Origin of the sequence: Dyella flava (assembly GCF_016904955.1) — a bacterium.
Taxonomy (GTDB): domain Bacteria; phylum Pseudomonadota; class Gammaproteobacteria; order Xanthomonadales; family Rhodanobacteraceae; genus Dyella_B; species Dyella_B flava.
Window position 1 is genome coordinate 12,510 of the sequence record NZ_JADIKE010000016.1, and the last position, 12,836, is coordinate 25,345.

The 12,836-nt window shown below is 61.4% G+C and carries 13 protein-coding genes and 1 riboswitch; of the genes, 4 read left to right on the plus strand and 9 right to left on the minus strand.

Annotated features, from left to right (window positions below):
- Positions 1–50 precede the first annotated feature (50 nt).
- The 3 genes from ISP19_RS00315 to lpxL form a co-directional block, all read right to left on the minus strand.
- Positions 51–1,127 carry a glycosyltransferase family 4 protein gene (locus ISP19_RS00315; RefSeq protein ID WP_204678300.1) on the minus strand — a complete coding sequence of 359 codons (1,077 nt, stop codon included), beginning with the start codon at positions 1,125–1,127 and terminating at the stop codon, positions 51–53.
- Entirely contained in the window at positions 1,124–1,870 is a 747-nt protein-coding gene (locus tag ISP19_RS00320) for a polysaccharide deacetylase family protein (RefSeq protein WP_239556288.1), read from the minus strand. Before ISP19_RS00320 ends, ISP19_RS00315 begins: the two co-directional genes overlap by 4 nt.
- Before the next feature lie 158 nt (positions 1,871–2,028).
- Complete coding sequence (lpxL, locus tag ISP19_RS00325; protein WP_204678302.1) at positions 2,029–2,964, minus strand: LpxL/LpxP family Kdo(2)-lipid IV(A) lauroyl/palmitoleoyl acyltransferase; 936 nt, start codon at positions 2,962–2,964, stop codon at positions 2,029–2,031.
- A gap of 121 nt (positions 2,965–3,085) precedes the next feature.
- Here lpxL and waaA point away from each other — a divergent pair, with 121 nt between their 5' ends.
- Positions 3,086–4,351 carry a lipid IV(A) 3-deoxy-D-manno-octulosonic acid transferase gene (gene waaA / locus ISP19_RS00330; protein WP_239556291.1) on the plus strand — a complete coding sequence of 422 codons (1,266 nt, stop codon included), beginning with the start codon at positions 3,086–3,088 and terminating at the stop codon, positions 4,349–4,351.
- 76 nt (positions 4,352–4,427) lie between these two features.
- Here waaA and ISP19_RS00335 read toward each other — a convergent pair whose 3' ends face one another.
- From ISP19_RS00335 to ISP19_RS00345, 3 genes are all read right to left on the minus strand, one after another.
- Positions 4,428–5,768, minus strand: a complete 1,341-nt coding sequence (locus ISP19_RS00335) for a TolC family outer membrane protein (protein WP_204678307.1) — start codon at positions 5,766–5,768, stop codon at positions 4,428–4,430.
- 37 nt (positions 5,769–5,805) lie between these two features.
- On the minus strand, positions 5,806–6,465 hold the full coding sequence (locus ISP19_RS00340) for a protein-L-isoaspartate O-methyltransferase family protein (RefSeq protein WP_204678309.1): 660 nt from the start codon (positions 6,463–6,465) through the stop codon (positions 5,806–5,808).
- Positions 6,466–6,627: 162 nt separating this feature from the next.
- Positions 6,628–6,957 (minus strand): hypothetical protein, encoded by a 330-nt coding sequence (locus ISP19_RS00345; RefSeq protein WP_204678311.1) that lies wholly within the window; start codon positions 6,955–6,957, stop codon positions 6,628–6,630.
- Between the two features lie 84 nt (positions 6,958–7,041).
- Between ISP19_RS00345 and ISP19_RS00350 the strand changes: the two genes are divergently transcribed.
- On the plus strand, positions 7,042–7,692 hold the full coding sequence (locus ISP19_RS00350) for a TetR/AcrR family transcriptional regulator (RefSeq protein ID WP_204678313.1): 651 nt from the start codon (positions 7,042–7,044) through the stop codon (positions 7,690–7,692).
- A gap of 53 nt (positions 7,693–7,745) precedes the next feature.
- A riboswitch (TPP riboswitch) is annotated at positions 7,746–7,840 on the plus strand.
- A gap of 90 nt (positions 7,841–7,930) precedes the next feature.
- Positions 7,931–9,808 carry a phosphomethylpyrimidine synthase ThiC gene (gene thiC / locus ISP19_RS00355; protein WP_204678315.1) on the plus strand — a complete coding sequence of 626 codons (1,878 nt, stop codon included), beginning with the start codon at positions 7,931–7,933 and terminating at the stop codon, positions 9,806–9,808.
- 379 nt (positions 9,809–10,187) lie between these two features.
- Here the strand turns inward: thiC and ISP19_RS00360 are convergent, their stop codons facing one another.
- Both ISP19_RS00360 and ISP19_RS00365 read right to left on the minus strand, forming a co-directional pair.
- Positions 10,188–10,736 carry an SRPBCC family protein gene (locus tag ISP19_RS00360; protein WP_204678317.1) on the minus strand — a complete coding sequence of 183 codons (549 nt, stop codon included), beginning with the start codon at positions 10,734–10,736 and terminating at the stop codon, positions 10,188–10,190.
- Positions 10,737–10,774: 38 nt separating this feature from the next.
- Complete coding sequence (locus ISP19_RS00365) at positions 10,775–11,143, minus strand: ArsR/SmtB family transcription factor (RefSeq protein WP_204678318.1); 369 nt, start codon at positions 11,141–11,143, stop codon at positions 10,775–10,777.
- A 134-nt stretch (positions 11,144–11,277) separates the two neighbouring features.
- Here ISP19_RS00365 and ISP19_RS00370 point away from each other — a divergent pair, with 134 nt between their 5' ends.
- Positions 11,278–11,667 carry a DUF3224 domain-containing protein gene (locus ISP19_RS00370; protein WP_204678320.1) on the plus strand — a complete coding sequence of 130 codons (390 nt, stop codon included), beginning with the start codon at positions 11,278–11,280 and terminating at the stop codon, positions 11,665–11,667.
- 108 nt (positions 11,668–11,775) lie between these two features.
- Here ISP19_RS00370 and ISP19_RS00375 read toward each other — a convergent pair whose 3' ends face one another.
- A complete protein-coding gene (locus tag ISP19_RS00375) occupies positions 11,776–12,792 on the minus strand; it encodes a zinc-binding alcohol dehydrogenase family protein (protein WP_204678322.1) in 1,017 nt (338 codons plus the stop codon).
- Between the last annotated feature and the right edge of the window lie 44 nt (positions 12,793–12,836).

The window sequence follows — 12,836 nt, forward strand, 5'->3', positions numbered from 1 at the left end:
CGGAATTCCGTTGGGTTACGCTGCGCTAACCCAACCTACCCGACCTACGCTTAGCCGTCGCTCAAAATGCGCACGAACTCATCCGCGATGACGCGCGTGCTGAAATGCCGGTCGACAAAATCGCGTGCAGCGATGCCCATCGGTTCGCGTACTTCGGGATCGCACATCCGCGCGATGGCATTGCGCCAAGCGGCGACATTGCCTGGCGGCAGCAGCAGGCCGGTCACGTTGGGCGAGAGCGTTTCGGGAACACCGCCCACATTGCTGGCCAATACCGGTGCGCCTGCCGCCTGGGCTTCAACAGAGACGCGGCCGAAGGTTTCCGTGGCAATCGACGGGAAGGCCAGCATGGAGATCGCGCTGTAGTAAGGATGCACGTCGTCGATCCAGCCCAGCATGTGATGTCGGTGCGCAAATGAGCCGGCCTCAATGCGCTCTCCCAGCATTTGCGAATCCGGCCCATGTCCCAGCCACATGCAATGCAGGCGCGGCTCCTGGGCCATCGCGCCATCGAGCGCCTCCAGCACGGTGAAAATGCCTTTGCTGTGGTGGATGCGGCCAAAATAGCCGAGCACGATGGCATCTTGCGGCATGCCGAGCTTGTGCAGGATTTCCTGGCGCTGCTGTGCATCGGGATGGCACCAGGCCATGTTCACCGGGTTGTACAGCACTCGCACCAGTTGCGGTGGAACGCCACGATCGAGATAAGCCTGGCGCGCATGCTGGGAAACGGCGAAAAAGCGTTGCGCCAGCCGCGGCACCAGATAACCGGAAACACGCCCCATCGCCGGGGTGCGATGACGAAACAGCGCGACCGGCACGCTCAGCAAACGGCTGATCAGGATCAGCGGCCAGTATTCCTTGCCGAAATTGCCCACCAGCCAGTCCGGACGAAGCTCGCGCGCTGCCTTGAAGCTGGCGAAATAGCCGCGCAGATCGAAGATGTTGCGGAATTTCGCCGGATAAAGCCGCACCCCCGATGCTGCAAGATGATTGGCGATCAGCCCGTTCGGATACACCACTGCACTGACCTGATGGCCGGCTTCGACCATGGCCTGGGCCAGCGCGATGAAGTGCGTGGCCGCCCCGGTGTTCTCCGGGTTGGTGCCGACAAAAAGGAATTTCATGCGCGACGATTCTCGTAATTGGTAAAGGCGCGCATGGCGAACTGGGGCAGCACATGGTGTCGCGCGACTTGCACGCGTGGCAGGCGCCAGAGGTTCATGCCGGTGGTCGCGCGTCCGCGATGAGTGGTGGTGGCAGCGTCATACCCGGCCGCACGGGTGGCGTCGGCGACGCGATCGTCCATGTCACCGTAGGGATAGCAGAACTGCGTGACCGGCGCGCCGAGGTGATCTTCCAGATCCACCTTGCTGCCGGCGATTTCTTCGTGCAGCTGCGCATCGTTGCACTGGGTCAGGCGCGGATGGCTGCGCGTGTGTGCGCCGATCTCCATGCCGCCGGCATGCCAGGCGCGCAGTTGCGCCGGTGTCATCAACGGTTTCTGGATACCGAGCTTTTCGGCATCCCAGTTGTTGTAGCGGCCGATGCTGCCGCTCACCACATAGCAGGTGGCGGTGAAGCCGTAGCGTTGCAGCACCGGGAGGGCCCATTCGAGATTGTCGACGTAGCCGTCATCCAGCGTGATGACGGCAATGTGGCCCTGCTGCTCGCCACGCAGGTACGGCATGGCATCGGCCATCGACAGGCCCTTGTAGCCCATCCGCTTGAGCAACCACATTTGCCGTGCAAAAGCGCCCGGACTCACATACAGACTGCGCCAGCGGCGCAGCTCGCGCGGCGCCCGGTCAATGTTGTGGTACATGAAAATCGGGCAAGCCCGATCTTGCTGCCCCGCGGTCGCGCTCATGCGGACTCCCAGTCGGCCAGTCGCAGAATTTTACGGCAATTGGCGCCGCCGAAGGACGTGACGGGCTGTTTGGCGAAACACGGGTTAGGCATGGGAAGGTGTGGGGACGAGCCAGCGTGCTTATCTACCGGGCGATGCTGTCGATAGCCTGTCGCGGCTCAGTAAATCTGTGGATAGCCATCAGGGCGCGTTTTGAAGCGTTTGTGTACCCACAGGTATTGCTCCGGCGCTTCGCGCACCATCTGCTCGATGCTGTGGTTGACGCGGGCGGTATCGGCCTGGGCATCGGTGCTGGGCAGATCTTCCAGCGGCGCTCCCAGCCGAAGCACATAGCCCTGGCTGCCGGGCAGGCGGCGATGGAAAAACGGGATCACCGCCGACTGGGACATTCGCGCCAGATGATGGGTGGCGGTGATGGTGGCGGCCGGAACGCCGAAGAATGGTACGAACACGTTGTCCTTGCTGCGCATGTCCTGGTCCGGCGCGTACCAGAGCGTGCCGCCGCCGCGCAGGTATTTCACGGTGCCGCGGATATCGTCCTTGTCGAACATCGCCCGCGCGTAGCCGAGGCGCGCGCGCAGCACGGCCCATTCGAACACCGGGTTGTCCATGCGCCGGTACATGCCGGCAATGCGGATACGCTGGGAAACCAGTCGCGCGCACAGTTCCAGATGCGAGAAGTGGCCGCCGACCAGTAGTACGCCGCGTCCCGCCGCGTGTGCCGCTGCGAGATGTTCCAGTCCTTCGAACTGCACCGGGATTTTCGCGATCGCACGATCGGAGCCCATCCACCCCAGCGCGAACTCGATCAGCATCAGGCCAATGTCGCGCAGGTGTTCATCCACCAGCCTGGCCTGTGTCTTGGCATCAAGGTCGGGGAAGCACAGCGCGATATTGGTGGCGGCCACTTTGCGGCGTGGCGAGGGGTAGCGCTCGATCAGCGCACCCAGCCCGCGACCGATCGCCATCAGCACCGGGAAAGGCAGCATGGCCAGCAGCTTCATCACGCCCACGCCGATCCACGCCGGCCAGAGGCGTGGTGAGAGAAGGGCGGGGGTGAAGGATGGACGAGGAGTTCCGGGCATCCGATGCATTGTAGCGGCTGGTGCGAAGGGTGAGTGGGCGAGGGCACTTCCGACACGCCTCCAGGCCATGCACCCCTCGGTCCGTCGGCCCTGGACCCGTATACTTCCGCGTCCCAGCCAGGAATATCCGTTGCGCTACCTCTATACGCTCCTCATGTATCTCGCCACGCCGATCATCGTGATGCGGCTGCTGACGCGTGGCATGCGCTATGGCAATTACCACCATCGGTGGCCGGAGCGTTTCGGTATCTTCAAGGCTCCGGATCTGCGCGGCAGCATCTGGGTGCATGCCGTGTCGGTGGGCGAGGTGAATGCGGCCGAGCCGCTGATCAAGGCGTTGCGGGTGGATTATCCGAATGCGCCGCTGGTGGTGACCACGGTCACGCCGACGGGATCGGCGCGCGTGCAGCAGCTGTTCGGCGACAGCGTCTTTCATGTGTACCTGCCTTACGACTTGCCGTTCTCGGTGCATCGCTTTCTCACGCAGATCCGCCCGCGCCTGGCGCTGATCGTGGAAACCGAGATCTGGCCGAATCTCTATTTCGGCTGCTATCGGCGCGGGATTCCGTTGATGATCGTCAATGCGCGCCTGTCCGGGCGTTCGTTGCGCGGTTATGCACCGATGCGTGCCCTGCTGCGTTCGGCCTTGCGTTGCGTGAGCCAGATTTCCGCTCAGTCGCGTACGGACGCGGCGCGCTATCGATTGTTGGGCGCCGATCCGGACCTGGTGACGGTAAGCGGCAATCTGAAATTCGATATGCCGGTGCCGGTCGGTGCGTTGGAAGGCGGCGAGATTTTCCGCCGGCAGTGGGGCCACCTGCGTCCGGTGTGGATTGCGGCAAGCACGCACGAAGGTGAAGAGCTGGCGGTGCTTGAAGCGCATCTGGAGATACTCAAGCGACTGCCTGATGCCTTGTTGTTGATCGCGCCGCGTCACCCGGAACGCTTTCGGGTGGTGGAGAATTCGGCCCGCAGCCTGGGTTTTGCCACCGCTACGCGCAGTGCCGATCGCGTTCCTGGCGCTTCGCATCAGGTATTTCTGATCGACACGATGGGCGAATTGATGCCGTTTTTCGCTGCGTCGGATCTCGCTTTCGTCGGCGGCAGCCTGGTGCCGATCGGCGGCCACAACGTGCTTGAGCCAGCCGCTTTGGCCAGGCCGGTACTAGTGGGCCCGCATACCTTCAATTTCGAGGAAATCACGCTGACCTTGATTCGCGGTGGCGGCGCCAAGCGCGTGTTGCAAAGTGAAGCGCTGGGTGAGGAAGTACTGGAGCTGCTGCAGGACGAGGTGCGTTGCAGGCAAATGGGGCAGCAGGCGCGCGTGGTATTCGACAGCGAACGCGGTGCGGTGGGCAGGGTAATGAAACTGATCGACCGCATGCTGCAGGAATAGCGCGCGAATCGAAGACGCTCGAACCATAAAAAAGGCCGGGATAAACCCGGCCTTTTTTGTTGCGTCCCCCGTGCTGTTACTGCAGCAGCGAGTTCACGTATTCCATATCCTTGTAATCGATCGTGCCCGCCGATTGGCGCAGCAACAGGCGATTCAGCACCAGCTGATGGCGTGCTGCCGAGTAGGTGCTCTGGTTCTGCGTCAGGTTTTGAATCGCCGTCAGCACGTCCAGCATGATCTGCGTACCCACCTGGAAGCCGGCCTTGGTGGCATCGAGCGCTTCCTGCGCGGATTCGACCGCGGCCTTGCCCGACTTCACTTCGCTGATGCCGGCGATCACCGTGTTGTAGTAGTTGATCGTGTTCTGCACGGTCAGGCGACGCGTGGATTCCAGCGAATCCTGCGCCTCGTCACGCTCGTCGATCGATTGGCGCACCTTTGACTGCGTCGCGCCGCCCGTGAAGATCGGCACCGACAGGGTCACGCCGATGGTGTTGCCGTAACGGCCGTTGCCGATAACGTTGTAACTGCCGTTCTCCAGCCAGGACGTGCTTTTGTTGCGGCTCAGGCTGGCGGTGATGGTCGGCAGATGGCCAGCGCGCGCAACGTTGACATTGTGCTCGGCCGCGTCGACCGAATCCTGCGCCGACAGCAGGGTGGGATTGTTCTTCAGTGCGCTGCTCACCCACGCCTGTGGATCAGCCGGCACCGGCGCATCCATCGGTAGCTCGGGGCGCAGCACCTTGAGTTCACCCACCGGCTCGCCGGTGATCACGGTCAGCGCCTGACGATCGTTTTCCAGCGTGTTCTCGGCGCTGATGGTCGTTGCCTTGGCCGCCTCGTAGTACGACTTGGCCTGATACACGTTGGTGATCGCGGCAATACCGACCTTGTACTGCTGTTCGGCCTGATCGTAGGTGACCCGATAAGCCTCTTCGTTCGCCTTGGCGTACTTGAGCTGTTCCTGGTCGTTGAGGATGGTGAAGTACGCCGTGGCCACGCGGACGAACAGATCCTGTGCGGCTGCTTCGTAGGTCTGTTGCTGCGCATCGGCAGTCGAATGCGCGGCTTGCAGGTTTGCAATGTCCGCCAGGTTGAGGATCGTCTGATCCAGTTCGACACCTACCGAACGCGTACGCAGGTGCCCCGGGTTCTGGTTCTGAGACGTCTCGAACTCGTTTTCCGCGCCCGAAATAACGCTTTGCTGCTGCAGTCCGTACGTGCCATTGATCTGCGGCAACAGCAGCGCGCGCGCCTGCGGAATGCCTTCGTGCACGGCACGTTGCGTTGCATCGGCCTGGGCCAGTACAGGGTCGTTCGCACGCGCCTGACGGTATGCATCCAGCAAATCCTCGCCATGGCTCGGCAGGGATACTGCGGCCAGAGTCAGGGCAAGGGTCAGAAGCTTCAAGCGCATGAGTTCGCCTCGTGGGTTCGGGGTGTGTAGCGGGGAATCAGAAAACGAATCGGCGGGGAGGCTCGGCGTTAGCGAGGTACGGCAGATCCGTCTCAAGCACGCTTTCCTCGCGATAACGGTTATTGCCTTCGCTGGTGATCAGCATGACTTGCTGCACCGGCGACTCGCCGCGGATGGCAAGTAGACGGCCGCCGGGCTTGAGCCAGCTCAGGAAACGATCGGGGATACGGTAAACGGCGCCCGTGACAACCACTGCATCGAACGTACCCTGCGGCTGCCAGGCGTTGATGGCTTCGCCGGTGGCCAACTGCACGTTGGTAATGCCGGCGGCCTGCAAGCGCTGACCGGCGGTAGCGGCGAAATCGGCATGGATATCAACGCTGGTAACACGCGCGGCGAGGTTCGCCAGGCACGCGGTGAAAAAGCCCGAACCGGTGCCGATTTCCAGCACATGATCTTCCGGCTTCAGCGCCAGTGCTTGCAGCACGCGGCCTTCCATCACCGGCTTCATCATCACTTCGCCGTGGCCGATCGGCAGGCACAGATCAGCGAAAGCGAGCTGACGATGCTCGGGCGCAACGAAGTCCTCGCGGCGTACGCGGCCCAGTACTTCGAGCACGCGACCATCCAGCACCTCCCAGGGGCGCACCTGGTTCTCAACCATGTTTTGACGCGCCTGATCGAAGTTCATCGCCATGGAAAACTAGCCTATGTGGATCGAAAAAAGGTCAAAAAGGATAAGCGTTTAGACCCTGTTTCGACAATGGTTAGGGTGCGGGCGGAGGCTTGTTGCACGAAGTGCCGGAAGTCATCGCGATGACCTGACGTAAGTCATGCAAGAGCTTGTGTCCGCGGACACTTACGCAGTTTTTCGATGGTTGCGCAGCGTCTCCCCAACGATGTCGGCAGGCAGGCGCGCAAGCGCGCCTTCGGTACTTGCACCCAGGACGGCATCCAGTCGCTGGATGCGGCTCAGGATTGACTCCCCACGGCTCATCGCCGCCACGCACAGCCACGCCAGCCAGCGTGACAAGCTATGCCGGTCGCGCGCATCGAGCGCGGCGACGGCGGTACGCACGGCAAAAACCTGTTTGTGGATGGTCCGGTCGCGCTCCAGCCACGCGGTCAGCAACCGCTGAGCCTTGCGATAGGGGGCGCTGAGCGCCATTTCTGGGATAGTCGCGCACATCGGACAAATATTCGGTATCATTCAGGAAATAATTAAACCGCCCCGTATAATAAATTGGGTTTTTTGATTTGTGAAGGTGCCTCCATGAACTCGATCCCGCTGACCAAGCCACACGGGCCAGGCCGCCCGAAGGACATGGAAAAGCGTGCGGCCATCCTTGACGCCGCCAAGGCTCTGTTCATACGCAACGCCTTCGCCGGCACCAGCATGGATGCAATCGCCGCCGAAGCGGGCGTGTCCAAGCTGACCGTCTATAGTCATTTCGGTGATAAGGACAACCTGTTCCGCGAGGTCATTCGTGCACGGGTCCAGGACCTGCTCCCTGAAGAGACCTACAGCTTTGACCCACAGGCCGACATCGGCGATACCCTCCATCGCATCGCCCAGGCGCATGCCAACCTCGATTGCGACCCGGAAACCGTGGGCACTTTCCGCGCCATTCTCAGCGACTGCCGCCAGGGCAATCCCCGCTACGGCAAGTTGATGTGGGAAGAAGGGCCGATGCGCAGCCGTGCCCTGTTGGAACGCCTTATGCAGCAGGCCGTTGACGCCGGCAAGCTGGATATCGATGACGTGCCGCGCGCCGCCATCCAGTTCACCTCGCTGATCAAGGGCGAAATGGTGATGCGCCGCATGTTCGGCTGCGTCGAATGTGTGCAGACCTATGCCCGTGAAATCGAGGAAAACGCCCGGGCCGGCGTGGTCATGTTCCTGCGCGCTTACGTGCCGCGTTAAGACCTTTCGCAAGGTTTCACTCGTTTCTGCCCCCGCTTCGTGGTCAAATAGCCGCTTGGAAGCGGGGGTGCCGACTACATTCGGCTGAGAGAGTCCCTTCGAACCTGATCCGGTTAGCACCGGTGTAGGGAGCTTCGCCGCACAGGCCACCGTGCGTTGGCGCCATCGCTTCGATCCCGTGCGGATTTCCGTACGTTTTCCGCGCAACTCCATGCGGACACCAGAAGGACGAATGCCGATGAATGCCTTGCCCTCCGATCTCGTGCGTGCCGCACAAGAACTTTCCGAAGCCGTCACCCGGCCCATTCCGGGTTCGCGCAAGATCCACGTGCAGGGCAGCCGCCCTGACCTCAAGGTGCCGATGCGCGAGATCGAGCAAGCGCAGACCCCCACCTTGTTCGGTGGCGAAGCCAATCCGCCGGTTACTGTTTATGACACCTCCGGCCCCTATACCGACCCGGACTACACCGCCGATCTGGCTGCCGGGCTCCCGGCCTTGCGCGCCACATGGATTGCCGAGCGTGGCGACGTGGAGCAGCTATCGGGCCTGAGTTCCGCCTTCGGCCGCCAGCGCGCCGCGGATGCCGGGCTCGACGATGTGCGCTTCGGTCATATCCGCACCCCGTTGCGCGCCAAGGCAGGTGCCAATGTCACGCAGATGCACTACGCGCGTCGCGGTCTCATCACTCCGGAAATGGAGTACATCGCCATCCGCGAAAACCAGTGCATCGAAGCGCTGCGGGATAGCGCGCTGCGCACCCAGCATCCAGGCGAATCCTTCGGTGCCTCGCTGCCGAAGCTGATCACGCCCGAATTCGTGCGTGACGAAGTGGCGCGCGGCCGCGCCATCATTCCGGCCAACATCAATCACCCGGAAAGCGAGCCGATGATCATCGGCCGCAACTTCCTCACCAAGATCAACGCGAACATCGGCAATAGCGCGGTGTCATCGGGTATCGCGGAAGAGGTCGAAAAGCTCGTGTGGTCGATCCGCTGGGGCGGTGACACGGTGATGGATCTGTCCACCGGCAAGAACATCCACGAAACGCGCGAGTGGATCATCCGCAACTCGCCGGTGCCGATCGGCACCGTGCCGATCTACCAGGCACTGGAAAAGGTCGGCGGCGTGGCCGAAGAACTCACCTGGGATCTGTTGCGCGACACGCTGATCGAACAGGCCGAGCAGGGCGTGGACTACTTCACCATCCACGCCGGCGTACTGCTGCGCTTCGTGCCGCTGACCGCCAAGCGCGTGACCGGCATCGTGTCGCGTGGCGGCTCCATCATGGCCAAGTGGTGCCTGGCGCATCACAAGGAAAATTTCCTCTATACGCATTTCGAGGAAATCTGCGAAATCATGAAGGCCTACGACGTGTCCTTCAGTCTCGGTGACGGTCTGCGCCCCGGTTGCGTGGCCGACGCCAACGACGCCGCGCAGTTCGGCGAATTGGACACGCTGGGCGAACTCACCCAGATCGCATGGAAGCACGACGTGCAGGTGATGATCGAAGGCCCCGGCCATGTGCCGATGCAGTTGATCAAGGAGAACATGGAGCGCCAGCTGGAGAAATGTCACGAGGCGCCGTTCTACACGCTGGGGCCGCTCACCACCGACATCGCACCGGGTTATGACCACATCACCAGCGCCATCGGCGCGGCGATGATCGGCTGGTTCGGTACCGCCATGCTCTGCTACGTCACGCCGAAGGAACATCTGGGTCTGCCGAACAAGCAGGATGTGCGCGACGGCATCATCGCGTACAAGATTGCCGCGCATGCGGCGGATCTTGCCAAGGGGCATCCGGGCGCGCAGGTGCGCGACAACGCACTAAGCAAGGCGCGCTTCGAATTCCGCTGGGATGATCAGTTCAACCTCGGCCTGGATCCGGAAAAGGCGCGTGAATTCCATGACGAAACGCTGCCCAAGGATGCGCATAAATCCGCGCACTTCTGCTCCATGTGCGGGCCGAAGTTCTGTTCGATGAAGATCACGCAGGACGTGCGTGATTACGCCGCTGAGCATGGTGTGGATGAAATCGCTGCGCTGGATGAGGGCATGGCCGAGAAGTCGGCCGAATTCCGCGCGCAAGGTGCCGAGGTCTATCACAAGGCGTGATGGACTCTTCGTTCCCTCTCCACTGCGCTGGAGAGGGAACTGTCGGACGTACGCGGGCTCAGGGGCCTGAGCGCGGGCGTCCTGAGCCTGACAGAGAGAACAGCAAGAACAACGTTCCCACTAACAGCGCTCGCCACTCGTCGATGGCAGTGTGGTTCGCGGTCACGGCTGACAGATGCGATAGCTGAAAGATCGACAGTAGAAAAAGCAAGGCCAGAATGATCTGGCCAAAGCCCCGTTTGGTACGAGTCAAGCTTATCGTGAGTGCAGTTGGAATCTTCATGCAGCGCATTCTTCGCTCAGCGGCATAAATTTGCGATAACCCGTCAGGGCGTCACCGTATAAATCCCATAAAAAATCCTTTCCCGGGGCCTCGTTATCAACCTGGACGGGGGAGACGTGCCTCGTACTCCGCCTCCATCCGGGAATGCGTTTTCCAAAAAGCCGGCGGTTCACGTCCGTTGAGACGATCGGCCAGGATGCCCAAATGGGTATGCCAGCCACCGGCGACGCTGATCAGGGCGTCGTAGGAGGCAAGCCGTGTATGGGTGAGTACCAATAGCACCTGGTCTCCATGCGGAGTGAGTTCGAAACGTACTTCCGATTCCGCATCGCCACCCTCCACGCTGCCGAACGTGTAAGCCAGCACATGCGGTGGTTCGTAAGCCAATACGCGCCCACTCATGCGCACTTCGCCGCTGTGTCTGGCGTATTTTTCGGGCGGCGGATCGTCGTGTTTCGATAACTTGCCGTTGTTGAATATGTGTTCGATTTTTCCACCGACCCAGGGTTCGATCGGTCCGGACGAGAACCACTGTCCACGCTTTGTCGAATCGGTGAGATAGTCCCACACGCGCTCGATGGGGCCAGGGAGCAAGCGTTCGAAGCGTATCGAAGTGGGTTCGGTGACAGTGCCGTAGTCGTTCATGGAATTCACCTGCCTGGTCGATGGGGAAACTTGGCGCACTAACGTTTTCGGCGTGCTTTTTGGGGAGTGGATGCGGTTTTTTCTTCGGTGCGAAGCAGTGCCTCAAGTACATCCAGCTTCGGAGTCCAGAACTGTTCGTAGTGACGCATCCATTCCATGCCGGCGTGCATGGGTGCGGCATTCAATTGGCAAACGTGCGTGCGGCCCTGCACGTGGCGGTCGATCAATCCAGCCCGCTCCATCAGCTTGATGTGCTTGGAGGCGGCGGCCAGTGACATCGCGAATGGTTGGGCCAGTTCGCCTACGCTAAGTGATTGCTTGGCTAGGCGCTTGAGCATGGCGCGGCGGGTCGGGTCGGCCAGTGCCTGAAATACATCATCGAGTTGCGCGGAAGTATATTTAACCATGTGGTTGAATGTACGCCGGAGCAAAACATAATTCAACCTTTCCGTTAAATATGCCGGCGGCTTCCTGACTGGCTGCAGGAATGAGGCGCACTTTATCCTCACTTCCAATCCTTGCCCTCAAACGGAGAGTGACCATGCACGCAAGTGGAACCTTTGACGTAAAGCTCACGCCCCAATCCGCGGCGTCGGGCATCGAGGCGGCCAGGCTTGGCAGGCAGACCATCGACAAGCGTTTCAGTGGGGAGCTGGAGGCAACCAGCCTCGGCGAGATGCTGTCGGCCGGCGGCAACGTGCAAGGTTCGGCCGGCTATGTGGCGATCGAACGCGTTACCGGTGTGCTGCAAGGCAAGCGTGGAAGTTTTGTGTTGCAGCACGCGGGCACGATGGATCGCGGTGTGCCTGCCCTGTCAATCAGCGTGGTGCCGGACTCAGGGACGGACGAGCTGACGGGCCTGAGTGGCTCCATGCAAATCCAGATCGAACAAGGCAGGCATGTCTATCACTTCGATTACCGTTTGCCCTGATCGTCGGCCGGAAAAGCCTGAAAGGGAAGCGCGGCGAATACTCCAGTTTCACGCTTTGAATTCCGCCTTCATGATGTCTGCAGGAAGGCGGAATTCGCGGCGACACCATTACCAGCCCGAAACCACCAGCTTGCCGATCGTCTTGCCGGACTCCAGTCGACGGTGCGCTTCGCGTAGGTTTTCAGCGTTGATCGGGCTGAGTGCTTCGCGTTGGATACCGCGCAGTTCGCCCTCGTCGATCAGTGCGGCGACGCGCGCCAGAATGCGTCCCTGTTCGGCCATGTCGGCGGTTTTGAAGCGCGGCCGCGCGAACATCATTTCCCAATGGATACCAATGCACTTGGCTTTGTAGGGATCGCCGATGTTGAGCGGTGCGCTCGGCTCGACGATCAGGCCAACGTGACCTTGCGGCGCGAGCAGCTCACCCAGTTCTTCCCAGTAGCGCGAGGTATCGGCCAGATTGACCACCGCGTCGATCTGCGCAAAGCCCAGCGCCTGCAGCTGCGAGGTCAGCGACTGGTGATGATCGATGACATGCTGCGCGCCCATGGCGCGGCACCACGCCATCGTTTCCGGCCGCGACGCCGTGGCGATTACGGTAAAGCCGGCGCGTCGTGCCAATTGGATGGCAATGGAGCCAACACCGCCCGCACCGCCAATGATCAGCATCGACTTTCCATCGCCACCTTGTTCGGGGTGGTAAGGCATGCGTTCGAACAACAATTCCCACGCGGTAATCGCGGTGAGCGGCAGGGCTGCGGCGCCCACCGCATCGAGCCGGCGCGGGCGAAGCGCGACAAGACGCGCATCCACCGCCTGATATTGCGCGTTGCTGCCGGGGCGCATGACGTCACCGGCGTAATACACCTCATCGCCGGATTTGAAATCGGTGACGTCGGCGCCCACTGCTTCCACGACACCCGCAGCATCGAAACCGAGCACGCGCGGCTGCGTTTCCACTTGCGGCTTTGGCGCGCGCAGTTTGGTATCGACCGGATTGACCGAAATCGCTTCCACGCGCACCAGCAAATCCTGCGGGCCGATTTGCGGCTTGGGCAAGTCCACATCGATCAGCGATTGCGGATCGTCGATAGGTAGATAGCGGGTAAGGGCAACGGCTTTCATGACGGGTTCTCCTTCATTACTGGGTAGACGATAACGCAGGAACA